The sequence below is a fragment of the Aestuariicoccus sp. MJ-SS9 genome (assembly GCF_032586235.1).
Classification (GTDB): Bacteria; Pseudomonadota; Alphaproteobacteria; order Rhodobacterales; family Rhodobacteraceae; genus Aestuariicoccus.
On sequence record NZ_JAWHTD010000057.1, the window covers coordinates 1 to 21,615 of the forward strand.

At 66.6% G+C, this 21,615-nt stretch carries 22 protein-coding genes; 11 read left to right on the forward strand and 11 right to left on the reverse strand.

The window, feature by feature from the left end:
* Window positions 1-143: 143 nt before the first annotated feature.
* Window positions 144-530: a hypothetical protein gene (locus RXV88_RS21140; protein ID WP_316295505.1), complete on the forward strand. Its 387-nt coding sequence runs from the start codon at window positions 144-146 to the stop codon at window positions 528-530.
* Between the two features lie 5 nt (window positions 531-535).
* Here RXV88_RS21140 and rpiA read toward each other — a convergent pair whose 3' ends face one another.
* Both rpiA and RXV88_RS21150 read right to left on the reverse strand, forming a co-directional pair.
* A complete protein-coding gene (rpiA, locus tag RXV88_RS21145; protein ID WP_316295506.1) occupies window positions 536-1,324 on the reverse strand; it encodes a ribose-5-phosphate isomerase RpiA in 789 nt (262 codons plus the stop codon).
* Between the two features lie 91 nt (window positions 1,325-1,415).
* Window positions 1,416-1,850 (reverse strand): hypothetical protein, encoded by a 435-nt coding sequence (locus RXV88_RS21150; protein WP_316295507.1) that lies wholly within the window; start codon window positions 1,848-1,850, stop codon window positions 1,416-1,418.
* A gap of 271 nt (window positions 1,851-2,121) precedes the next feature.
* Between RXV88_RS21150 and RXV88_RS21155 the strand changes: the two genes are divergently transcribed.
* Both RXV88_RS21155 and RXV88_RS21160 read left to right on the forward strand, forming a co-directional pair.
* Complete coding sequence (locus tag RXV88_RS21155) at window positions 2,122-3,495, forward strand: L-serine ammonia-lyase (protein WP_316295509.1); 1,374 nt, start codon at window positions 2,122-2,124, stop codon at window positions 3,493-3,495.
* Window positions 3,496-3,577: 82 nt separating this feature from the next.
* On the forward strand, window positions 3,578-4,519 hold the full coding sequence (locus RXV88_RS21160; protein ID WP_316295510.1) for a DMT family transporter: 942 nt from the start codon (window positions 3,578-3,580) through the stop codon (window positions 4,517-4,519).
* Here the strand turns inward: RXV88_RS21160 and RXV88_RS21165 are convergent.
* Entirely contained in the window at window positions 4,443-5,126 is a 684-nt protein-coding gene (locus tag RXV88_RS21165) for a thiamine diphosphokinase (RefSeq protein WP_316295512.1), read from the reverse strand. The genes RXV88_RS21160 and RXV88_RS21165 overlap by 77 nt on opposite strands.
* A 138-nt stretch (window positions 5,127-5,264) precedes the next feature.
* Here RXV88_RS21165 and RXV88_RS21170 point away from each other — a divergent pair, with 138 nt between their 5' ends.
* Window positions 5,265-7,598 (forward strand): hypothetical protein, encoded by a 2,334-nt coding sequence (locus RXV88_RS21170; protein ID WP_316295514.1) that lies wholly within the window; start codon window positions 5,265-5,267, stop codon window positions 7,596-7,598.
* A 203-nt stretch (window positions 7,599-7,801) separates the two neighbouring features.
* Here RXV88_RS21170 and RXV88_RS21175 read toward each other — a convergent pair whose 3' ends face one another.
* The gene (locus RXV88_RS21175) at window positions 7,802-8,023 is read right to left on the reverse strand and encodes a DUF2842 domain-containing protein (RefSeq protein WP_316295515.1); all 222 of its coding nucleotides are present in this window, start codon (window positions 8,021-8,023) and stop codon (window positions 7,802-7,804) included.
* Window positions 8,024-8,033: 10 nt separating this feature from the next.
* Window positions 8,034-9,329: an adenylosuccinate synthase gene (locus RXV88_RS21180; RefSeq protein WP_316295517.1), complete on the reverse strand. Its 1,296-nt coding sequence runs from the start codon at window positions 9,327-9,329 to the stop codon at window positions 8,034-8,036.
* Between the two features lie 148 nt (window positions 9,330-9,477).
* Between RXV88_RS21180 and RXV88_RS21185 the strand changes: the two genes are divergently transcribed.
* A complete protein-coding gene (locus RXV88_RS21185; RefSeq protein ID WP_316295518.1) occupies window positions 9,478-9,873 on the forward strand; it encodes a DUF6524 family protein in 396 nt (131 codons plus the stop codon).
* Window positions 9,874-9,981: 108 nt separating this feature from the next.
* On the opposite strand, the gene RXV88_RS21190 is transcribed toward RXV88_RS21185, so the two are convergent.
* The 5 genes from RXV88_RS21190 to RXV88_RS21210 form a co-directional block, all read right to left on the reverse strand.
* Window positions 9,982-10,491 carry a CarD family transcriptional regulator gene (locus RXV88_RS21190; RefSeq protein ID WP_316295519.1) on the reverse strand — a complete coding sequence of 170 codons (510 nt, stop codon included), beginning with the start codon at window positions 10,489-10,491 and terminating at the stop codon, window positions 9,982-9,984.
* A 280-nt stretch (window positions 10,492-10,771) separates the two neighbouring features.
* A complete protein-coding gene (fdxA, locus tag RXV88_RS21195; protein ID WP_316295520.1) occupies window positions 10,772-11,110 on the reverse strand; it encodes a ferredoxin FdxA in 339 nt (112 codons plus the stop codon).
* Between the two features lie 55 nt (window positions 11,111-11,165).
* Complete coding sequence (locus RXV88_RS21200) at window positions 11,166-11,546, reverse strand: RNA-binding S4 domain-containing protein (RefSeq protein WP_316295521.1); 381 nt, start codon at window positions 11,544-11,546, stop codon at window positions 11,166-11,168.
* Window positions 11,547-14,450 (reverse strand): helicase-related protein, encoded by a 2,904-nt coding sequence (locus RXV88_RS21205; RefSeq protein ID WP_316295522.1) that lies wholly within the window; start codon window positions 14,448-14,450, stop codon window positions 11,547-11,549.
* Window positions 14,451-14,473: 23 nt separating this feature from the next.
* Complete coding sequence (locus RXV88_RS21210; RefSeq protein ID WP_316295524.1) at window positions 14,474-15,025, reverse strand: tetratricopeptide repeat protein; 552 nt, start codon at window positions 15,023-15,025, stop codon at window positions 14,474-14,476.
* Between the two features lie 80 nt (window positions 15,026-15,105).
* Here RXV88_RS21210 and RXV88_RS21215 point away from each other — a divergent pair, with 80 nt between their 5' ends.
* Together RXV88_RS21215 and RXV88_RS21220 are read left to right on the forward strand one after the other, a co-directional pair.
* Window positions 15,106-15,396 (forward strand): SCP2 sterol-binding domain-containing protein, encoded by a 291-nt coding sequence (locus RXV88_RS21215; protein WP_316295526.1) that lies wholly within the window; start codon window positions 15,106-15,108, stop codon window positions 15,394-15,396.
* A 2-nt stretch (window positions 15,397-15,398) separates the two neighbouring features.
* Window positions 15,399-16,340: an alpha/beta hydrolase gene (locus RXV88_RS21220; RefSeq protein WP_316295527.1), complete on the forward strand. Its 942-nt coding sequence runs from the start codon at window positions 15,399-15,401 to the stop codon at window positions 16,338-16,340.
* Window positions 16,341-16,424: 84 nt separating this feature from the next.
* Here the strand turns inward: RXV88_RS21220 and RXV88_RS21225 are convergent, their stop codons facing one another.
* Entirely contained in the window at window positions 16,425-17,195 is a 771-nt protein-coding gene (locus RXV88_RS21225; RefSeq protein ID WP_316295529.1) for an HpcH/HpaI aldolase family protein, read from the reverse strand.
* Window positions 17,196-17,289: 94 nt separating this feature from the next.
* Here RXV88_RS21225 and RXV88_RS21230 point away from each other — a divergent pair, with 94 nt between their 5' ends.
* The 4 genes from RXV88_RS21230 to RXV88_RS21245 all read left to right on the forward strand — a co-directional run bounded on the left by RXV88_RS21230 (window position 17,290) and on the right by RXV88_RS21245 (window position 21,544).
* The gene (locus RXV88_RS21230; RefSeq protein ID WP_316295530.1) at window positions 17,290-18,300 is read left to right on the forward strand and encodes a ligase-associated DNA damage response exonuclease; all 1,011 of its coding nucleotides are present in this window, start codon (window positions 17,290-17,292) and stop codon (window positions 18,298-18,300) included.
* On the forward strand, window positions 18,297-19,889 hold the full coding sequence (locus RXV88_RS21235) for an ATP-dependent DNA ligase (RefSeq protein ID WP_316295531.1): 1,593 nt from the start codon (window positions 18,297-18,299) through the stop codon (window positions 19,887-19,889). The genes RXV88_RS21230 and RXV88_RS21235 overlap by 4 nt, the downstream gene beginning before the upstream one ends.
* Window positions 19,890-19,949: 60 nt before the next feature.
* Window positions 19,950-20,762 (forward strand): amidohydrolase family protein, encoded by an 813-nt coding sequence (locus tag RXV88_RS21240; RefSeq protein WP_316295533.1) that lies wholly within the window; start codon window positions 19,950-19,952, stop codon window positions 20,760-20,762.
* Between the two features lie 419 nt (window positions 20,763-21,181).
* Window positions 21,182-21,544 carry a hypothetical protein gene (locus RXV88_RS21245; protein WP_316295534.1) on the forward strand — a complete coding sequence of 121 codons (363 nt, stop codon included), beginning with the start codon at window positions 21,182-21,184 and terminating at the stop codon, window positions 21,542-21,544.
* Window positions 21,545-21,615: the final 71 nt, after the last annotated feature.

The window sequence follows — 21,615 nt, forward strand, 5'->3', positions numbered from 1 at the left end:
AGATCAGACATATCACCGCTCTGTTTTCGCGCGGTGAATCATGCCCTTCCGCTGAAATCAATAGGTCCTGAGCCTAGTTTGTCGTCGGCGCATTTCAGCTTTTCATCGGTGCGTCGCTGTTCTGCCTGATCTTCTGGACGGCGTTGCGGCTGCTGCGCGAACCTGCGCGGCTTTCGGATGTGTCGAAATACAGCTTCGTCTATTTCGTCTTTTCCGCAATCGCCACGTTGGTCATAAGCACCATCGGCGAATACGTCGGATATACCCTGTCAGACGGCTATGCCTACATGGACGAATTTCCGGCCACCCAACCGGTCGCGCTGGAATGGATCGACCGGGTGGTAAATGGCGCGCTGCCGGTATCCCTTATGGCGGCCTTCGTGTGGCTGCTGTTCCTGTCCACGGGCCGATCGCTGCGCATTGCGGCCTGTTTCGGCTTTGCACTGGCAGTTCACATTGTGGCGCTCGTCCCCGTCATGAACGCGCTTTGGCTGCAGATTCTCATGCTGAATCAAAGTGGCAGCGTGTAGAAACGCTAGTCGCCCAGATCGCTGAAGAGGTTGTCGGTCTCGACGAAATCCAGACGGTCCTCCTGGACCGTGCCGGCGTTGATGTCGCGCAGTTCGACCTTGCCGGTGGCATAGCCGATCACGACCTGGTCGCAGATGTCGATGAAGAGCCCGTTTTCCACCACGCCCGGCATCTGGTTCAGCACCATCGCCATCTGGCGCGGGTTGCCGATCCGGCCCAGGTGCAGATCGAGGATATGGTTGCCCTCGTCGGTGACGAAGGGCACGTCGCCGGTCATGCGCAGGGTCGCGCTACGGCCCATGACGTCCATGCTGACCAGCGTCTCTTCGATCAGCGCCTGCGTGGTGCGCCATCCGAAGGGGATCACCTCGACCGGCAGCGGGAAGGCCCCGAGGTTCTCGACCTCTTTGGCGGCATCGGCGATCACGATCATCTGGTCGCTGGCCGTGGCCACGATCTTTTCCTGCAACAGCGCGCCGCCGCCGCCCTTGATCAGGTTCAGGTCGCCATCGAATTCATCGGCCCCGTCGATGGTCAGATCCAGCCAGCGCGCCTCGTCGAGGCTGATCACCTCGATCCCCACCTCGCGCGCCAGCTCGGCGGTGCGGGTCGAGGTCGGCACGCCTTTGATCTTGAGCCCGTCGTCGCGCACCATCTCGCCCAGGCAGCGCACCAGCCAGGCGGCGGTCGAGCCGGTACCCAGCCCCACGCGCATCCCGTCCTCGACGAAATCGGCGGCGCGTTTGGCGGCGACGAACTTGGCCCGGTCGATGGGCGACAATTCTCCGGTCATGCGGCGACATCCTTTTTGGGTGCCTCCGTCATGTACTCATGCAGGCCACGGGGTCAATGCCAAACCCGGGCCTTTGCGGCGCGCCCACGGCCTACATGCGCAGATAGGTCGGATCGAGGTCGAGCGACAATTGCCCGTCGCCGGATTTCTTGAACGGCTTGCATTTGGCCATGGCGCCGATCGGCGACGTGCCCGATTTGAGATGCGGCATGAACGTCAGTGACCGGACGACCTTCTTGTTGCCCTCCTTCAGCGACATCTTCTGCAGGATGGTGTTGATGTGCCGCGACACGGCGCTGCGCGACGGCACGGCGACGCCGCAGAACGCCAGGTTCTGCCCCTTGCCGATGATCGCGCCATAGATCGTCAGATGCCCGGCGTTTCCGGGCAGGCCGATCTTGGAGTCCTTGAACCCCTCGGTCACCGGAATCTCAGAGGGCAATTGCTGCGCCATGACAGGCGCGCCGGCGATGCCGAGACCAAGGCAGGCGGCGAAGGCCAGCGCCGAAATTCGAATATGTCTCATGGAAAACCCCCTTGTAACGGTCTTAAATACTGGAAAAATACCCCCAGACAGTATTTTCGTCAAATGCGACAGAGATTTGCGGCACCGCGTCGGGGGCTCAGGTCCGCGCCCTTGCCGCGCATCAGCCCGTCAGCCCCCCGCGCCCGGTCTTATCGGCCGACCTTCACCGCCGGGCGCGACGCATTGGCCCGGCAATGGTCGCTTTCAGGCGGGGCCGGGTGTAGGATTCCCCTTAAGGCCGGATCACAGGCTCTGTTGCGAAAGGCGCGCCATGTTTCTTTCGGTTTTCGACATGTTCAAAGTGGGCATCGGCCCGTCGTCGTCGCACACCATGGGCCCCATGGTCGCCGCCGCGCGCTTTCTCGACGCCTTGCGCGCGGCCCCGTTCAGCGCCCACGGGCTGCGCGCCTCGCTGCATGGATCGCTGGCCTTTACCGGGGTCGGTCACGCCAGCGACCGCGCCACGATCCTGGGGCTGGCGGGCTTCACGCCCGAAACCTACGACCACGCCGCCGCCGAGGCCGCGCTGGAGGCGATCCGCGACAGCGGCGAGGTGACGCCCGACGGCCTGCCCCCGCTGCGCTTCGACACCCGTAGCGACCTCAAGTTCGACTTCGGCCCCAACCTGCCCGGCCATGCCAATGGCATGATCCTGATGGCCACAGACGCCCAGGGCGATGTGATCCTGCAAGAGACCTATTATTCCATCGGCGGCGGCTTTGTGATGACCGAAGACGAACTGGCCGCGGGCAAGGCCACCGACGAGGGCGCGCCGGTTCCCTACCCGTTCAAATCCGCCGCCGAGATGCTGCAGATGGCCGAGACCTCGGGCAAGACCGTCGCCGAGATGAAACGCGCCAACGAAGTGGCGCGCGGCTGCCCGGTGAAGCTGGACGAGGGGCTGCGCCGGATCTGGCAGGTGATGAACGATTGCATCGAGCGCGGGCTGGCGTCGGACGGCATCCTGCCGGGCGGGTTGAACGTGCGCCGCCGGGCGCACAAGATCCACGAGCAGCTGCTGGCCGAACGCGGCCGTAACCTGACCGCGCCGCATACGATCAACGACTGGATGTCGGTCTACGCCATGGCGGTGAACGAGGAAAACGCCGCCGGCGGCCAGGTCGTGACCGCGCCGACCAATGGGGCTGCGGGCGTGGTGCCGGCGACGATCCGCTACTGGTTGGATCACGTGCCCGGCGCGACCGAGGGCCGGATCCCCGATTTCCTTCTGACCTCTGCCGCGATCGGCGGGCTGGTGAAGTTCAACGCCTCGATCTCGGGGGCCGAGGCCGGCTGCCAGGCCGAGGTTGGCAGCGCCTCGGCCATGGCCGCCGCGGGGCTGTGCGCGGTGATGGGCGGCACGCCCGAGCAGATCGAGAACGCCGCCGAGATCGCGCTGGAACATCACCTCGGAATGACCTGCGATCCGGTCAAGGGGCTGGTGCAGGTGCCTTGCATCGAACGCAACGGGCTGGGCGCGATCAAGGCGGTCAGCGCCGCCAGCCTCGCGCTGCGCGGCGACGGCACGCATCTGGTGCCGCTGGACGCCTGCATCGAGACCATGCGCCAGACCGGCGCGGACATGAGCGAGAAATACAAGGAAACCTCGCTGGGCGGGCTCGCGGTCAATATCCCGAATTGCTAAGCCGCCGCGAGGACGCCCGCAAGGGCGGAGGAGCAGCTCGTCCGCCCTTGCGGGCGTCCTCGCCGCGGCCTAGCGTGCGCCCATGCACCGCGACAATCCCCTTCTGGGCATCACGCTCATGTTCGGCTTCTGCGTCCTCGCCCCGATGGGCGACGCGATCGCCAAGCTGCTGGGCGATCAGGTGCCGATCGGCCAGCTGCTACTGGTCCGTTTCGGCGTGCAGGTCGCGCTGCTGATCCCGCTCATCGCGCTGACCGGCCGGATCTGGCGGATGCGCGGCCGTGTGCTGCGGCTGACCGTGTTGCGTACGCTCTTGCACCTTCTGGGCATCGGCATGATGTTCACCGCGCTGCGCCACCTGCCGCTGGCCGATGCGGTCGCCATTGCCTTCGTCATGCCCTTTCTGATGCTGCTTCTGGGCCGCTACGTGCTCGGCGAAGAGGTCGGCCTGCGCCGCCTTCTGGCCTGCGTCGTCGGGTTCATCGGCACCCTCCTGGTGGTTCAGCCCGCCTTTGCGGATGTCGGCTGGCCGGCGCTGCTGCCGCTTGGCGTCGCCGTCGTCTTTGCGTTCTTCATGCTGGTCACGCGGCAGATCGCGCGCGACACCGATCCGGTCGGCCTGCAAGCCGTCTCGGGGGTCATGGCCGTGGCGATCATGGCACCGGTCATCTGGCTGACGCCCGCCGGCACCCTGCCCGCGCTCGACTGGGTAGCCCCATCGGGAACAACCTGGGCGCTGCTCTTCGCGCTGGGGGCCTTCGGCACAATGGCGCATCTGCTCATGACGTGGTCGCTGCGCTACGCGCCCTCGGCCACGCTCGCGCCGATGCAATATCTGGAGATCCCAATCGCCACGATCATCGGCTTTCTGGTCTTTGGCGATCTGCCGAACCATTTGGCGGCGGTCGGCATCTCGATCACCATCGGCGCAGGGCTCTATATCGTGCTCAGGGAGCGGGCCATCCGTCCGGGCAAAGGGCCAACCCCGCCTGGACCGCCGACAACGCCCTCACCGGCAGGATAAGCAGCATTCCCGGCGTATCGAACCGCAGCCGCACAGGCCCCGTCACCTCGTTCGAGGTGCCCACGGCCCCGTCCGGCGCAAAGCGCAGCCCGTCGATCGGCCAGCGCAGCCCGTCCGACCGCCCCGACACCGCCCGCATCGGAAAGAGCGACAGCCGGCTGCCGAGCGGCAAATCCAGCCAGAGGTCGGGCGGGGCCAGCATCACCAGATCCCTGTCCCCAACAAGCACCGCCCGCCGCCCGGCGCGGCGCACAAGCACCGTCATCGCCGCCAGCTGGTGATCGAGCCGCGACCCCAGAAACCCCGCGCCCAGAACCAGTGGCGCGGTCACGTTGCGCAGCGCCTTGTCGAAATCGGTGCTGTCCTGCTCGGCGATATGATGCACCAGGTGTGTGGGCAGCGCGTCGCGTGTCGCTGCCGAGACCGAGTCGAGATCGCCGATCACCGCGTCCGGCCTGACGCCAAGCGCCTGCAGCCGGTCGGCCCCCCGGTCGACGCCGACCACGGCCTTTACCGTCTCCAATAGGCTGATAAGCTGACGATTGTCGCAATCTGCGCCACCGACCAGCAGAATCGGTCCGTCGCTGTGCACAATACTCTGGTTCATCACCGATTAATGGCCCTTTGGGAAACAGATCACAATCAAGTCACGAAATGATACCCTGCAGGGCACAGATTCGGACGGCTTTGGTCTTGGTAAACATGATAAACACTCTGTTGCAAAACGAACGAAAGTGAGTGGCATATGGTCAGTTCATCCAAAATCCTGACGGTTTCCTACGGGACCTTCTCGTGTACGGCCGAAGGATTTGAAGATCCGCTCGCCGCGGTCAAGGATGCAACGCGGTTTTACCAGGGCATCGTCCGGGAAGACCGCTTTTTCGGGTCCGAACCGCCGCAGCTTGACGCGGAAATGGCCGAACAGATGATGGCCCAGCAGATCGGCGCTGAATACGGTGCCGACGGGCTTGTGCTGCGACCCGCGCTCGGGGCGCCCGCCGCGTCGAGCGACGCGCTCGCGGCCGCCCTTGCGGCCGGTCCGTCGCGCGTTCCCTCCAAGCCCGCCGAGACGACTGAGACGACCGAGGCGCGCCATGTCGATGAAGCTGACGACAGGGACGTTCCGACGGACGACGCGGTCGGCGTCATCGACACCGCCGACCTTTCGGCCCCGGTGGCCGTGCTCAGCGAGGAAGAGGCGCTTGGCGACAACGCGCCCGACGATTTCGCGGATGTCGGCTTTGACAGCATGGCGCTGAAGGAAGAAGAGCCGCCGCAAGCCGACGCCGAAGAGGCCGGGGCCGCGGAGCTCATGGATGAAGACGCCTACGAGGAAGAGACCGGGGTCGAGATCGATCTCAGCATCCTCCGCGAAAGCGCTGCCGCCGACGAGGTCGCGGCACCGGAAGAGACCGTGGCGGCGCCGCCTGCTCCGGCCCCCGCGGGCTCTACCGAAAGCGTTGCCGCCAAGCTTCAGCGCATCCGCGCGGTTGTCTCGCGCGGCCAGGCTGCAGGTGCGCCGGCGTCCGACATTGGGGACGACGGTTATAGCGAGGACGAACCTGAGGACAGCACGGGCGACGACGCCTTCGACGCCACCGGGATCGCCGGCGTGCTGGAGGGCATGTCCGACACCGGATTTGCCGAGCAGGATGACGAATTCGACGACGACGGGTTCGACGACGAGGACGCCCCGGAAACGCTTGGCGAAAACCTCTTCACCGACACCATCGCAGGGCTGGCGCGGGACAGCGCCGAGACGCTTTCAGGCGAGGACCACAGCGAAGAGGACGACCTGCCCGAGGATACCTCGACCGCCCCGGAACGTCCGCCCCTGCGCCGGACCCGCGTGGTCAAGGTCAAGCGCGCGGAGCTTGAGGCCGTGATCGCCCCGGACCCGCTGGAGCCGTTCGAAGACGAGGACGACGGCACGAGTTCCAGCCTCAGCCCCGAGGAAGAAGAGGAACTGGCCCGCGAGCTGGCCGCCGTCGAGGCCGAACTCGACGCCGACGACTGGGACGACGACGAGGACGACTGGCCCGATCTGGTGCCTGCCGCCCTGTCCGAGGCCGACGAAGACGAGGACGACGCCGCACCGGCGCCGCTGCGCCTGCGCAACCGGGTCGTGCCGTTCGAACCTGCCGAAGAGGCGCGGGAACCGCAGACCGGCACGTCGGTTCGGGACATGGACGAGGACGCATTCGACGACGACGATTTCGAGGACGATCTCGATGCCGAAAGGGCTCTGGAGATCGACGCGGACGATCTGGAAGACAATGACGAGGGCGACGACACGATCGACCCCGCGGTGATCGAACGGCTGGCTCAGGAGGGCGCCCGCAAGGCCGTCAAGCTGTCGAGCCCGGCGCGCGTCATGCTCACCGAAAACCGGATCGGCGCGGACGACAATTCGGTCAGCCGCATCCTGGACGAGACCAACACCCAGATGGAAGAGCCCGAGGGCAACCGCCGTCGCAGCGCCATCGCGCATCTGCGCGCCGCCGTGGCCGCCACCCGCGCCGACCGTCTGCTGGGCCGCAAGAAGGACCCGGAGGAGGAATTCGAGCCCTACCGCGAGGATCTGGCCAACGTGGTCCGCCCGCGCCGTCCGAAGCCCACCGCCGAAGCCCGGTCCGAACGTCCCCAGACAGAGACCCGCCCGGCGCCGCTCAAACTGGTGGCCGAACAGCGGGTGGACGATCACGGCCCCGCCCTCGCCAGCGTGCCGGTGCGCCCGCGCCGGATCCGCCGCGACGATCTGGACGACTCCGTTGCCGCCGAAGAGGAGGCCGACACCGGCTTTGCCGCCTTCGCCGAGGATATGGGCGCCACCGACCTGCCCGAACTTCTGGAGGCCGCCGCCGCCTATATGGCCTTTGTCGAGGGACGCGATCAGTTCTCGCGCCCGCAGCTGATGACCAAGGTCCGCCAGGCCGAGCTGACGGAATCGAGCCGCGAGGACCGGTTGCGCAGCTTTGGCCAGCTGCTGCGCGAAGGCAAGATCGAGAAGACCCGCGGCGGTCGGTTCACCGCCTCGGAGACGATCAGCTTCCGTCCCGGCGCACGCGCCGCCGGCTGAAGGCCTGGCCCTGAAAATCGAGACCGGCGGGCACATGAGGCCCGCCGGTCTTTTTTGTCAGGCGGTTGCGGGCGAGTTTGTCACGCGGCCGTGGGGCCAGCCCCGTCGCCATTGTCTCTCGGACCAATGGCGCGACAATGGCGACCCCCGGGGGCTCTGCCCCCGGACCCCCGGGATATTTGTGGATCAGTGAAAGAGCAGGGTCAGTCCTGCGCATCCGGGTCGGCCTGGCCGACGCCGCGGAAGATGAATTTGAACGGCAGCGCCCAGACGAAGCCGAGGGTCACATAGATCAGCAGTTCCACCAGGATCGGCGGGCGGTCGAACCAGTTCACGACGGTGACCGCGGCCACGACGTAGATCGGCAGCCCGATCAGCAGGATGACCAGCGACCAGCGCCGGCGGGCTTTGTAGCTGAGCGCCATGTCTTGCTCCTCAGTCGGCAAAAGGATCGGTCACGAGAATGGTGTCTTCCCGCTCCGGCGAGGTGGAAAGTAGCGCCACGGGGCAGCCGATCAACTCTTCGACCCGGCGCACGTATTTGATCGCCTCGGCGGGCAGTTCGGCCCAGCTGCGCGCGCCTTCGGTCGACTGGCTCCAGCCCGGCATCTCTTCGTAGACGGGGGTGCAGCGCGCCTGTTGGTCGGCGGCCGTGGGCAGGTAATCCAGCGTCTCGCCATCCAGCCTGTAGCCGGTGCAGATTTTCAAAGTGTCGAACCCGTCGAGCACGTCGAGCTTGGTCAGGGCGATGCCGTTCACGCCGCTGGTGGCGCAGGTCTGACGCACCAGCGCGGCGTCGAACCAGCCGCAGCGGCGCTTGCGGCCGGTCACGGTGCCGAATTCACGTCCGCGCTCGCCCAGCCGCTGGCCGTCGGCATCGTGCAGCTCGCTCGGGAAGGGGCCCTCGCCCACGCGGGTGGTGTAGGCCTTGACGATCCCAAGCACGTAGTCGATGGCGCCCGGCCCGATGCCGACGCCCGTGGCCGCCTGACCCGCGATCACGTTGGACGAGGTGACGAACGGATAGGTGCCGAAGTCGATGTCGAGCAGCGCGCCCTGCGCGCCTTCGAAGAGGATGCGCTTGCCCGCGCGGCGCTTTTCGTTGAGCACCTTCCAGACCGGTGCCGCGAACGGCAGGATCTTGGGCGCAATCTCGTTGAGCTGGGCAATCAGCGCGTCGCGGTCCACCGGCGCGATCCCCAGCCCGCGGCGCAGCGGATCGTGATGCTGCAGCGCACGGTCGACCCGGGACACGAGCGTCGCGGGATCGGCGAGGTCGGCGACCCGCACCGAACGGCGGCCCACCTTGTCCTCATAGGCGGGACCGATGCCGCGCCCGGTGGTGCCGATCTTGGTACCGGCGCTGGCGGCCTCTTCGCGGGCGCGGTCCAGCTCGCCGTGGATGGGCAGGATCAGCGGCGTGTTCTCGGCGATCATGAGCGTGTCGGGCGTGATCTCGACCCCTTGTTCGCGGATCGAGGCAATCTCGCCCACCAGATGCCAGGGGTCCAGCACAACGCCATTGCCGATGACGCTGAGCTTGCCGCCGCGCACGACGCCCGACGGCAGAGCGTTTAGCTTGTAGACCTTGCCGTCGATCACCAGGGTGTGGCCCGCGTTGTGGCCGCCCTGAAAACGCACGATCACATCGGCGCGCTCGCTCAGCCAATCCACCAGCTTGCCCTTGCCTTCGTCGCCCCATTGGGCGCCCACGACGACCACGTTTGCCATGCCTTGCGTTCCTTCCCGCATACGGTTCCAAACCCGGGCCCGTATATCGGCGCTTGATCGCACGCGAAACCACCAATTTGGCCGCATCCCGCTGGACATCGGCGTTGCCATCGGGCCATCTGGCCACGACCGACACAGAGAGGGTGCCATGGGTTTTCTGCTGCGCTGGCTGTGCGCCCTTGGTTTGCTGACCGCGACCTATAATCCGACGCAGTGGAATTACCTGATGTGGCTGCGCGGCGACGGGCGGGATCAGCTGCCCCTGGCCGTGCTGGCCGGGCTGATCCTCTTGATCGGCTACGTGATCTATCTGCGCGCCACCTTGCGATCGATCGGGGCCTTTGGGATGGCGTTGATCCTGGCGCTGGTGGGGGCGATGCTCTGGGTGCTGTGGGACTACGGCTTGATCGACCTGGCCAACCGCGACCTCACGGTGTGGCTGGGGTTGCTGACGGTGTCGCTGGTCCTGGGGATCGGGCTGAGCTGGTCGATCATCCGGCGCCGGCTGTCGGGCCAGGCCGACGTCGACGACGTCGAAGAATAACGCCGGTCGAGGAGCCGTTTTCTTTACAAGAAAACGGACGCTTTTCTTACAAAGAAAAGCGCGCCCGGCGGGGGGCGCACTCTGTCGTGTCTGGCGGTTCGGCGCGGGTCAGGCCGCGCGCAGGCCCAGCACTTCGTCCACCTGACAGGCCGCGGCCACCTCGTCGCCGCCGGAAACGGCGGCCACTTCGCGGGTCAGCCGCTCCAGCGCCGCCTCGTAAAGCTGACGTTCAGAATAGCTCTGCTCGCGCTGGTCGTCGGCGCGGTGCAGGTCGCGCACCACTTCTGCGATCGCGATCAGGTCGCCCGAGTTGATCTTCTGCTCGTATTCCTGCGCCCGGCGCGACCACATGGCGCGCTTGACCTTCGCCTTGCCCTTCAGCGTCTTCATCGCCTGGCTCACGACGTCGGGCGTCGACAGCGACCGCATGCCGATTTCCGTCGCCTTGTGGGTCGGGACGCGCAGGGTCATCTTGTCCTTCTCGAAAGAGATCACGAAAAGCTCCAGCTGGATGCCGGCGATTTCCTGCTCCTCGATCGACACGATCTGGCCCACGCCATGAGCGGGATAGACCACGTAATCGTTGGGGCGGAATTCGGATTTCTTCGTCTTTGTCATTCAGTCGCTTCCTTGCAGCTCACCGGCATACAGGCGACAAGACGACGCGCGGGGATAGGACCTATCTCCGCTCGTACTGTCTGGTCTGTCGGCTCAGGCCCCCGGGCACGCGCCCCGGATGTATGCGCATGGTGTCATCATTTGTAACACCAGTATAACATATTCCCGGCGCGCTTCCTAGAGGCACCGCATATCACCCTCTTACCTCACGGCATCAGGGAGTTGCGCGTCGACCTTCGTGTAAAATGCAAGCGTTTTCGCCGCCATCGGCGAATCGCCTTTATCCGCCTTCGCCCGCCGCTTCCGAGAAGTATTTCTCGAGCTTGCCGGTCTCGCCGTCGCGGTCCTCGGCTTCGGGCAGAGGGTCTTTCTTGGTGATGATCACGGGCCAGGATTCGGAGTACTTGCGGTTGAACTCTACCCATTTCTCCATGTCCGGCTCGGTGTCCGGGCGGATGGCGTCGGCGGGGCATTCGGGTTCGCACACTCCGCAGTCGATGCACTCGTCGGGGTGGATCACCAGCATGTTCTCGCCTTCGTAGAAACAATCCACCGGGCAGACCTCGACGCAGTCGGTGTATTTGCAGGCGATGCAATTGTCTGTGACGACGTATGTCATGGGGCAGCGTTCCGTTGTCGGGCGTTTGCGCGATTAGCTAGACCAGCCTGCCCGATCATTCAAGCATATCCGGACGCCCACGCGCCATATCGCGGCGGTCTTTCTTGGTGGGCCGTCCGCCGCCTTCGTAGCGCGGAGCGGGCGGTTCGGGCGCGCGGGGTTGCGGCGGGTCGAGATCGTCATAAAGCGCCTGCGCCTCGGGCGCGGGACCGCGCCGCTCGCCAAGCGCGAGCACCTTGATCACCCGCACCTCGCGTGCCTGAGGGAAGGTCAGCACGTCGCCGGGACCGACCGCAAAGGCGGGTTTGGCCACCGGCTGCCCGTTCACCCGGCAATGCCCCGCCGACACGACCTTGGCCGACAGCCCGCGCGTCTTGAAGAAACGCGCGTGCCAGAGCCACTTGTCGATACGCAGTTTACCCGTGATTTCAGCCAATTACGACTTGTCCTTCAACCCCATGAGCGCCGCGGCGAAGGGGTTGTCCGGGTCGATGGCCTTTTCCTTTTTCGGCGGCCGGGCCTCAAACTTCTGGCCTTTGCCCCGCTCGGGGCGTCCCTTGGGCTTGCCTTTGCCCTTGGGCCTTTCGCCGCCCTGCGCCTTGCGTGGCTTGCCGCCGTCACGGCGCGGCTTGGCACCGCGATTTCCGGCCCAGGTAAAGGTGTAGAACACCTCGATTTCCGGTTCGGCCTGCGCCGCGTCGGGCGCGGTGCCCGGGGCGATTTCCTCTTCGGGCGTCTCGGGCACAGCAGGCGTCTCGGCCGGTGCGGCGGGCTCTTCGGCCACGGGCGCCTCGCCCGCGTCTTCTATCTCGGCCACGGCGTCGGGTGTGTCGGCTGGCGCGGGCGCCAGTTCAGCGGGCTCGGGCGCCGCCGCTGGCGTCGTTTCGGCCTCGGCGGCCGCATCCATAACCGGCTGATCCGCGTCGGGCGTTCCACCCTCGGTCACCACGGCGTCAGCGGGGCGCTGCTTTTCACGCTCGCCCTTTTCGGCCTTGTAGCCGAGCCCCTGCATCAGGTCGGCGAATTGTTCCAGCGTGAGGCCGGTGATCGACAGCATGTCCGCCTTGGCCTCGAACCCGCCGCGGCTGTCCTCGCCGCGAAGCATGTCGGCCAGACGTTCCAGCATGTCGATGCGGATCGCGCGCTGCCCGGCGGGGCGGTAGCCTGCCAGCAGGTGATGCTTGACCGGCGTGCCCTGCGCGTTCGGCACGGTCACCAGGCCCGGAGGAGGCGCTTCGGGAAATTCGTCCAACCCGTTGGCCAGGCTCCACAAAACCAGCCGCAGCCGGGTCGGCGCGGGCTTCAGCAGCAGCGGCATGAAGATGGTGAACTGACCGAACCGGATGCCGTGCTTGCGCAGCGAGCCGCGCGCGTCCTGGTCGAGCTCCTTGACCTCTTGTGCGATCTCGGCGCGGGGCAGCACGCCCATGGCCTCTACCATGCGGAAGGCAAAGCCGCGCGCGAGGCCCGTCAGCGTCTCGTCCCGCTGCAGGTTCATCAGCGGCTCGAAGAGCGCTGCGATCTTGCGGTCGATGAAATGCTGCAAGCGGCGTTCCACCTTGGCGGCCACATCGGGGCCCGCCTCGTCATCGACGAAGGGCTGCGCGCGCGGGCGCAGCGGATCGTCGCCCGCCACCAGCTTGCCCACCGCCTGTTCGCCCCACATCAGGCCGCCCTGTTCGGTATAGTCGATCTCGGTGTCGGGCGCGTTGTAGAACCGGTCCGCCCGCAAATGGAAATGCGGCGCCAGAGCCTGGATCGAGGCAGCGCGCAGCGTCTTGGCCTCCTGCCCCGTGGCGTTTTTGTCCTGACGGAACCGGAATCCTTCCAGACGGCCGATGAATTCGCCATCGACGGTCACTTCACCCTTGTCGTTCACTTCGGCCACCATGGCCTCCTTCTGCTTCAACCGGCGCAAGAGCACGGATGTGCGCCGGTCAACAAATCTCTGGGTCAGACGTTCGTGCAGCGCGTCCGACAGGCTGTCTTCTACAGCGCGGGTGCGGTCGCGCCAATGGGTTTCGTCACGCACCCAGCCCTTGCGTTGCGCGACATAGGTCCATGTCCGGATATAGGCGAGCCGTTTCGACAGCGTGTCGATGTCGCCTTCGGTGCGGTCGATTCGGTTCACCTGACGGGCAACGAAATCGTCGGGCACATGGCCGCGCTCGTGCAGATGCCCGTAGATCACCTGCAAAAGGCCCGCGTGTTCGGCATGGCTGATGCCGCGGAAATCCGGGATCCGGCAGACATCCCACAAGAGCCGCACCGATTTCGCGTCCGACGCCCGCGCCGCGACCTCGGCATCGGCGGCCAGAGCCTTGAGCGCCTGCAGATCGTCCGCCTCGCGCGCCTTGACGAGGCGTTCGTCCTTTGGGCTGAGTTCAAGCGAATGCACCAGAGCGTCGATGCTGCCGAAGGACAGATCGGCATTGCGCCAGTTGAGCTTGCGCAGCGGGGTGAAGGAATGGTTGCAGATCGCGTCAGCCCAATCGTCGGGGATTGGCCCCGCCTCGCCGGTCACGCCGAAGGTGCCGTGGCTCATCCCGCGCCCGGCGCGCCCGGCGATCTGCGCCAGCTCGTTGGGTTGCAAGGGACGCATCCGACGGCCGTCAAACTTGGTCAGGGACGAGAACGCAACATGGTTGATGTCGAGGTTCAGCCCCATGCCGATGGCGTCCGTCGCCACCAGGTAATCGACCTCGCCATTCTGGTAAAGATCGACCTGCGCGTTGCGGGTTCGCGGCGAAAGCGCCCCCATGACCACCGCAGCACCGCCCTTCTGACGGCGCAGAAGCTCGGCAATCGCATAGACATTTTCAACCGAAAACCCGACGATCGCCGTGCGATTTGCCAGGCGACTTATCTTTTTCGAACCTGTGTAGGATAATTGGCTCATCCGCTCGCGGCGCACGAACTCGACCCCGTCGACCAGCCCGGCAATCGGTCCGCGCATGGTGTCAGAGCCCAGAAACAGCGTCTCGTGCAGCCCGCGCATCCGCAGCAGACGGTCGGTGAAGACATGCCCGCGTTCGGGATCGGCGCAGAGCTGGATCTCGTCCACCGCGACGAAATCGCACCCCATGCCCTCGGGCATCGCCTCGACCGTGCAGACCCAATATTGCGCGCGCGGCGGCACGATGCGTTCCTCGCCGGTCACCAGCGCCACCACGCCCGGGCCGCGCACGCCGACGATCTTGTCATAGACCTCGCGCGCCAGCAGACGCAGCGGCAGGCCGATCATGCCGGTGCGATAGCCCATCATCCGTTCGATGGCGTAATGGGTCTTGCCTGTGTTAGTCGGGCCGAGAACGGCCGCGATCCGTGCGCGTTGGGCCATGGGGCCGCCTTTTCGTCAGGATATCAGAGCGAGGTTCCCTTCACCCGCACTTCGAGCCGGTCGAGCGCAGCCTGAACATCCTCGTCGAAAGGACGCAAGGCCAGAACGCGGGAATAGGCGTCATAGGCGCGTTCGGGCTGGCCCACCTGCTCCATCACCGCGCCGACCCCGCGCAGCGCGCCGAAATGGTCGGGATTGAGCGCCAGCGTCCGTTCCAGCGCATCCATCGCCGGGCCGAAGCGTTCAGACTGGTAATAGGCCAGCGCCAGCGCATGCCAGCCCTCGGCGAAATCCGGCGCATGATCGGTCAGCGCCGTCAGATGATCCAGCGCCGCGGGCAGATCGTCGACCTCGAGCGCGTCCTGACCGCGCTTGAGCAACAGATCCATCGCCGCCGAGCCGGATTTCGACCATTCGCGCTGCACATCCCGCTCCAGCCGGGCGGCAATCGCGGCGCTTTCGGCCTCGGCCAGCTTGTCCAGCAAATCGGCCAGCCTGTCCTGCGCGAAAGCGCCTGTAGGCAGCGAAATCGAGGCGACTGCCAGAAGTGCCGTGACGGTAGATTTGAATTTCATCGTTAGCCTGATCATAACGACATTGAATGTAACGCAAGTCGGCGCGAATACCAGCGCACGATCCAGTGAAAGGACATGGCATGAGCGAAACCGTCAACCAGGCAGTCGCCGCACTCAACGAAAAGATGGACGGACAGGGCTTTGACGGCACCGCGAAGTTCGTCATCGAGGGCGAAGGCAGCTTTATCATCGACGGATCGGGCGCGCGCGCGGGCGACGAAGACGCCGACGTGACCCTGACCGCCGACACCGACACCTTCCAGCAGATCTTCGAAGGCGATCTGAACCCGACCTCGGCGTTCATGTCGGGCAAGCTGACCATCGACGGCGATATGGGTGCCGCGATGAAACTGGCGGGGGTGCTGGCCTGATCATGCTGGCCGATGCGCCCCTCTTCGCCGATCTGGCCGAGGGTCCGGCCGGCGCGCGCGCCTTCTGGCTGCGCGCCGGGGACGGCGTGCAGCTGCGCGTCGGGCATTTTCCGTCAGAGGGGGGCAAGGGCACGGTGCTGCTCTTTCCCGGGCGCACCGAATATATCGAGAAATACGGCCGTACCGCCGCCGATCTCGCTCAGCGGGGCTATCACACGCTGACCATCGACTGGCGCGGCCAGGGGCTGGCCGACCGGCTGCTCGACGACAAGCTGGCCGGGCACGTGCACCATTTCGACGACTATCAGAAGGATGTCGCCGCCATGCTGGACGCCGCGCGCGACCTGGATCTGCCGCGGCCCTTTCACCTTCTGGCGCATTCCATGGGCGGCTGCATCGGGCTGCGGGCCGTCCTGTCGGGCCTGCCCGCAGCCTCTGCCACGTTTTCCGCACCGATGTGGGGCATCGCCATGTCGGGTCCGCTGCGCCCCGCGGCCTGGGCACTCAGCTGGAGCGGCGCGGCACTGGGGTTCGGCCATGTCTATACACCGGGCACGAGGCCGTCGAGCTATGTCAATTCGGAACCCTTCGCCGGAAATCTGCTGACCCGGGACGAGGAGATGTGGAATTACATGCGTGCCCAGACCGAGGCCCAGCCCGAGCTGCAGCTGGGCGGGCCTTCGCTGCGCTGGCTGCACCAGGCGCTGAGCGAATGCCGCGCGCTGGCGCAAAGGCCCTCGCCCACGCTGCCCTGCCTGACCCTTGCAGGCACCGCCGAAGCCATCGTCGACGCCGACCGCATCGCCGAGCGCATGGACCGCTGGCCGGGCGGCGCGATGGAATGGATCGAAGGCGGCCAGCATGAATGCCTGATGGAGGACCGCGCCACCCGAACCCGGCTGGCCGACCGGCTCGTGGCGCATTTCGGCGCAACCACCGCCTAGCGCAACACGGCCCCGCGGTCTCCGACGTACTCTCTCCGAGCAGCAGGCCAGAGGGCCAGGATCGGGTCCGGGGCCGTGTCGCGCTTAATCCGAGCCCAGCTCGTGAATGCCCCGCGCCTGCGCAGTGGCGCCCGCGCGCATCCAGGTGTGTTCGGAGGCGATGAAGAACATCGTCAGCCCGTATTTCGCCCATTCCGCCGCCTTCTCGGCATTGGGAACGAAGGTGACATAGGTCTTGCCCTGCGCCCGGCAGGCCTCGCCCACCAGTCGCAGCGCCGATTCGAGCTGCGGAGAGTTCTGGTGATCGAAGCCGTAGCCCACAGACAAATCCGCCGGCCCCAGGAACAGCCCGTCGATCCCGTCGACCGCCGCGATCTCTTCGGCCACCTCGACCGCCTCGGGTTCCTCGATCTGCGCGATCAGCACCGTCTCGGTGCTGGACTGCGCCAGCACATCGCCCATGCCCCGCGTCGCGTAGCCCGCCCAGCGGGTCGATCCGGCAAAGCCGCGCCCGCCGTGGCCGAAGCGCGCCGCCCGCGCCACCGCGCGCGCCTTCTCGACGCTGTCCACATGCGGCACGACGACACCCACGGCACCCGCATCGAGCGCCCAGAGCGTTTCGCGGGCCGAGGCGTCGCCCACCCGCACCAGCACCGGGAAATCCAGCGCCCGCCCGATGGCGAGGCAGGCGTCCATCGCCGCGCGGTCGAACGGCGCGTGCTCGGCGTCGAGACAGACGAAATCCAGCTCCGACTGCGCCAGCACCTCAATCAGCTGGAACGCAGGCGTCTTCAGGAAGGTCCCCGCCAGCGGCGTGCCCGACAACATCCTGTCCCTGAACCCGGTAATGCGCATGATCCTGTCCTCCCCTGTCGCGCGCCACCCTGCCGCGCGCAGGCGCTTTGCGCAACCCTCTGGCGCGGCCGCCGCCCCGGCCTATAGTCAGGTCATGCGCGAGCCCGTCCTCACCTTTACCGACCGCGGCATCTATTGCCCGGCGGGGGATTTTCACATCGACCCCTGGCGCCCGGTTGACCGGGCGCTGATCACCCATGGTCATGCCGACCATGCACGCCCCGGTCATCGCGCCTATCTGTGCACAGATGCCTGTGCCCCGGTGATGCGCCACCGGCTGGGCGATATCGCCATCGACACGCTGCGCTTTGGCGAAACCCGAAGGATCGGCGACGCCAATGTCAGCTTTCACCCCGCGGGTCACATCCCCGGATCGGCGCAGATCCGGGTCGAGGTGGCGGGCGAGGTCTGGGTCGTTTCGGGCGATTACAAGGTCACGCCCGACGGGCTTTCCGAAGCTTTCGAGCCGGTGCCCTGCCACAGCTTCATCACCGAATGCACCTTCGGCCTGCCGGTCTTCAAATGGGACCCGCAGGATCAGGTCGCCCGCGATCTCAACGCCTGGTGGGCGGGCAATGCCGCGCACGGCCGCGCGTCGATCCTGGGGGCCTATTCGCTGGGCAAGGCGCAGCGGCTGATGCGGATGCTGGACCCCGGCACCGGGCCGATCCTGACCCATGGCGCGGTCGAGGCGACGAACGCTGTGCTGCGCGCACAGGGCTACGCGCTGCCCGACACGGTCCAGGTCACCCCCGACACCGACGCAAAGGCCTTCCCGGGCGCGCTGGTCATCGCCCCGCCTGCCGCGCTCGGCACGCCCTGGGCGCGGCGGTTCGGCCCCGCCTCGACCGCCTTCGCCAGCGGCTGGATGCGTCTGCGCGGGGTGCGGCGGCGGCGGGCGACCGACCGGGGCTTCGTGATCTCGGATCACGCGGATTTCGACGGGCTGATGCAGGCGATCCGCGCCACAGGCGCGGAAAACGTATTTGTCACGCATGGTTACACCGACATCTTTGCGCGCTGGCTGAGCGACGAGGGCTTTAACGCGCAGGTGGTCCCGACCGAGTTCGGCGGCGAGGATTCCGAAGACGAGGCCGCCGCATGAAGGCCTTTGCGCAACTGTTCACGGCCGTGGATCAGACCACGAAAACCAGCCTGAAAACAAAGGCTTTGGCCGAATACTTCATGTCCGCCCCGGATGAGGACAAGCTCTGGACCATGGCGCTGTTTTCTGGTCGCCGTCCGAAACGCGCGGTCAACACGACCCAGCTGCGCGAATGGGCCGCCGAGGCCGCCGGCGTGCCGCTCTGGCTGCTGGAGGAAAGCTATCCCATCGTCGGCGATCTGGCGGAAACCATCGCGCTGATCCTGCCCCCTGCACCAGAGATTGACGATCTGCCTTTATCCCATTGGATCAAGGAATTGCAGGCGCTTCATCATGTCGATATCGACGCCCGCAAGGCCCGCATCCTCGCCGCCTGGGACCGGCTGGGTCCGGTCGAGCGGTTTCTTTTCAACAAGCTGATCACCGGCGGCTTCCGCATCGGGGTCAGCCAAAAGCTGATGACCCGCGCGCTAGCTTTTGCCACCGGCCAGCCCGAGGCCACGCTCGCCCACAAGCTGATGGGCGGGTGGACGCCCGAAACCACCACCTACCACGCCCTGATCGAGGCCGAGGATCCGACCGCCGAAGCCAGCCGTCCGTATCCCTTCTACCTCGCCTATCAGCTCGAGGATGGGCCGGAAAACCTCGATGATCCAAAGGATTGGCAGGCGGAGTGGAAGTGGGACGGCATCCGTGGGCAACTGATCCTGCGGGGCGGCGATTACCACGTCTGGTCACGCGGCGAAGAGCTGATGACCGACCGCTTTCCCGAGCTGTCCCGCGCCCGCGACTTCCTCCCTGACGGCACCGTTCTGGACGGCGAGATCGTGGCCTGGGACGGCGCGCAGCCGATGCCGTTCAACACGCTGCAGCAGCGGATCGGGCGCAAGACCGTGCCGAAAAAATTGCTGGCCGAGGCGCCGGTGATCCTTTTGGCCTACGATCTGCTCGAGGCCGAAGGGCGCGATCTGCGCGACGCGCCTCTCAAGGACCGGCGCGCGCGGCTCGACGCCCTGCTGTCCGGCCTGCCCGAGGCCGCGCCGGTCCGCCCCTCGCCGCCGATCCGGTTCGACGACTGGAACGCTCTGGCCGCCACCCGCGCCAAGGCCCGCGACATGCGCGCCGAGGGTGTCATGCTCAAACACCTGGCCAGCCCCTATCTTGCGGGCCGCAAGAAGGGCGATTGGTGGAAGTGGAAGCTGGACCCGCTGACCGTCGACGCGGTGATGATCTATGCCCAGCAGGGCCACGGGCGGCGCGCCAACCTCTTCACCGATTTCACCTTTGCAGTCTGGCAGGGCAACGATCTGGTGCCCTTCACCAAGGCCTATTCCGGCCTGACCGACGCCGAGTTCCGCCAAATCACCGGCTGGGTGCGCAAGAACACGTTGCAGCGCTTCGGGCCGGTGCGGCAGGTGAAGCCCGAGCATGTGTTCGAGATCGCCTTCGAGGGCATCCACGAAAGCCCGCGCCACAAATCCGGCGTCGCCCTGCGGTTTCCGCGCATGTCGCGCTGGCGGCACGACAAACCGGTGCAGGAGGCCAACACGCTGGCCGATCTGAAAGAGATGCTCGCCGCCTACGGCTAGCCCGGTTGCGCCGGCGCGCGTCATCGTCCTAGGGTCGGCCAAACCGCAAAGGCGAGCGTCATGCCCCAGCTTCCCCCCAACGCGACCGACGCCCATGTGCACCTGATCGGCGACGACTTTCCGCTGTCGCCCCGCGCCGTAGAGACCCCGCCGCCGGGTCCTCTGGACGACTGGCTGGGCCGCTACCGCGCGCATCTGGGCGCGATGGGCTGCACACGGGGCGTGATCGTGCACTCGATCCTCTATGGCGGCGACAACAGCGTCACGCTCGAGGCCACCCGCCGGATGGGGCGCGATTTCCGGGCCGTCTGCCTGATCACCGACGACGCGACCGAGGCGCAGATCGCCGAGCTGGCCGCGCAGGGCTGCAAGGCGGTGCGGCTGAATTATGTGCATGGCGGGCTGCTGTCCTGGGGGGGAATGAAGGCGCTGGCGCCCATGCTGGCCGCGCATGGGCTGCATGTGGAGATGCTGGCGCACAGTCACCGCCACCTGGTCGAGCTGGCGCCGCAGATCCCCGCGCTGCCGGTCGAGATCGTGTTCGACCATTGCGCCTGGCCCGATCCGGCGCTTGGCCTGACCGACGGTCAGAAGGCGCTGGAACGGCTGCTGGGCGAGGGGCACGCCTGGACCAAGCTCAGCGCGACCTACCGTTTTACCGACGCGCCCGCGGCGCTGGTGCAGCGGCTGGCAAAGGCCAATCCCGAGCGCATTCTGTGGGGCAGCGACTGGCCGCATCTGATGCTGGGCGGAGTGCCCCGCCCCGATACCGGGGCCGAGCTGGACAAACTGCTGGCCGCCCTGCCCGACCCGGGCTTGCGGCAAAAGCTTTTCGTCGACAATCCCGCACGGCTCTACGGTTTCGGGGGCTGAGCCGCGCCTTGCGCGCAGCGGGCGGCGGGCGGCGAGGCCGCGAAAATATCCTTTTGCGCGACGGCGTTCGGTGGGACACTTGGCGGAATGTCAAAGGCCGGTTCCTTGCGTCATTTGATCGTTATCCTCTTTGTGCTGGCCGCCGGTCAGACCGCGGCCCAGAACCTGACGCTGTCGGGCAGGCTCGCCCTTGGCGCGACCTCTGCCGGTGACAGCGGCGCCATTGCGCCCGTCGACCTGACCCTGTCCGTCCCGTTCGGGGCGGGATGGGCGGTCGAGGCCGGGACCTTTGCCTATGTCCTGCCCGACAAGCGCCCGCATGAGACCTACCTGTCGCAGCGCCTGGGCGACCTGCGATTCGGCGTCGTGCGTCCCGCCTATGACGCGGTGCTCGGGTCGGTGTTTCTGGACACCGCGCCATGGGGCTCGCCTATCGCGAGGCCGAGACCACCCGCGCCTTTACCACGACGCGCGCGATGCGCGTCAACGCGGTGCCGGTGGGTCTGTCCTACGGGCGCGGGAACGGCGCGTTCTGGTGGGGTTTGTCGCTGCATGGCGACGCCAAGGGCGATTTCCAGAGCGCCAGCGCGGCGCTGCGCTGGGAGGACGGGCCGTGGCGGGTTGCCATCGCCGCCGAGGCCGTGCGTCAAACCGGGCGGCCGGTGCGCTGGAACACCAAGCTGGGCGCGCGTTGGCGGCGGGGACGGATGGCTGTCGGCCTGACCGCCTTTGGCCCCCGCGCCTCGGGGAATGCCGATGCGCTGGCGCTTGACGTGACTTAGTCGGGTTTGAACAACGCCTTCAGGCGGACTGAAGGCGGGGATTTTGTGTGGTGGGCGTGTGCAGGTCGGCG

What these genes read in the sequence shown, in the direction of transcription:
- rpiA (WP_316295506.1), bottom strand. Translation starts at nt 1,324, where the DNA reads ATGACCGGAGAATTGTCGCCCATCGACCGGGCCAAGTTCGTCGCCGCC.
- RXV88_RS21150 (WP_316295507.1), bottom strand. Translation starts at nt 1,850, where the DNA reads ATGAGACATATTCGAATTTCGGCGCTGGCCTTCGCCGCCTGCCTTGGT.
- RXV88_RS21155 (WP_316295509.1), top strand. Translation starts at nt 2,122, where the DNA reads ATGTTTCTTTCGGTTTTCGACATGTTCAAAGTGGGCATCGGCCCGTCG.
- RXV88_RS21160 (WP_316295510.1), top strand. Translation starts at nt 3,578, where the DNA reads ATGCACCGCGACAATCCCCTTCTGGGCATCACGCTCATGTTCGGCTTC.
- RXV88_RS21165 (WP_316295512.1), bottom strand. Translation starts at nt 5,126, where the DNA reads ATGAACCAGAGTATTGTGCACAGCGACGGACCGATTCTGCTGGTCGGT.
- RXV88_RS21170 (WP_316295514.1), top strand. Translation starts at nt 5,265, where the DNA reads ATGGTCAGTTCATCCAAAATCCTGACGGTTTCCTACGGGACCTTCTCG.
- RXV88_RS21175 (WP_316295515.1), bottom strand. Translation starts at nt 8,023, where the DNA reads ATGGCGCTCAGCTACAAAGCCCGCCGGCGCTGGTCGCTGGTCATCCTG.
- RXV88_RS21180 (WP_316295517.1), bottom strand. Translation starts at nt 9,329, where the DNA reads ATGGCAAACGTGGTCGTCGTGGGCGCCCAATGGGGCGACGAAGGCAAG.
- RXV88_RS21185 (WP_316295518.1), top strand. Translation starts at nt 9,478, where the DNA reads ATGGGTTTTCTGCTGCGCTGGCTGTGCGCCCTTGGTTTGCTGACCGCG.
- RXV88_RS21190 (WP_316295519.1), bottom strand. Translation starts at nt 10,491, where the DNA reads ATGACAAAGACGAAGAAATCCGAATTCCGCCCCAACGATTACGTGGTC.
- fdxA (WP_316295520.1), bottom strand. Translation starts at nt 11,110, where the DNA reads ATGACATACGTCGTCACAGACAATTGCATCGCCTGCAAATACACCGAC.
- RXV88_RS21205 (WP_316295522.1), bottom strand. Translation starts at nt 14,450, where the DNA reads ATGGCCCAACGCGCACGGATCGCGGCCGTTCTCGGCCCGACTAACACA.
- RXV88_RS21210 (WP_316295524.1), bottom strand. Translation starts at nt 15,025, where the DNA reads ATGAAATTCAAATCTACCGTCACGGCACTTCTGGCAGTCGCCTCGATT.
- RXV88_RS21215 (WP_316295526.1), top strand. Translation starts at nt 15,106, where the DNA reads ATGAGCGAAACCGTCAACCAGGCAGTCGCCGCACTCAACGAAAAGATG.
- RXV88_RS21220 (WP_316295527.1), top strand. Translation starts at nt 15,399, where the DNA reads ATGCTGGCCGATGCGCCCCTCTTCGCCGATCTGGCCGAGGGTCCGGCC.
- RXV88_RS21225 (WP_316295529.1), bottom strand. Translation starts at nt 17,195, where the DNA reads ATGCGCATTACCGGGTTCAGGGACAGGATGTTGTCGGGCACGCCGCTG.
- RXV88_RS21230 (WP_316295530.1), top strand. Translation starts at nt 17,290, where the DNA reads ATGCGCGAGCCCGTCCTCACCTTTACCGACCGCGGCATCTATTGCCCG.
- RXV88_RS21235 (WP_316295531.1), top strand. Translation starts at nt 18,297, where the DNA reads ATGAAGGCCTTTGCGCAACTGTTCACGGCCGTGGATCAGACCACGAAA.
- RXV88_RS21240 (WP_316295533.1), top strand. Translation starts at nt 19,950, where the DNA reads ATGCCCCAGCTTCCCCCCAACGCGACCGACGCCCATGTGCACCTGATC.
- RXV88_RS21245 (WP_316295534.1), top strand. Translation starts at nt 21,182, where the DNA reads ATGGGGCTCGCCTATCGCGAGGCCGAGACCACCCGCGCCTTTACCACG.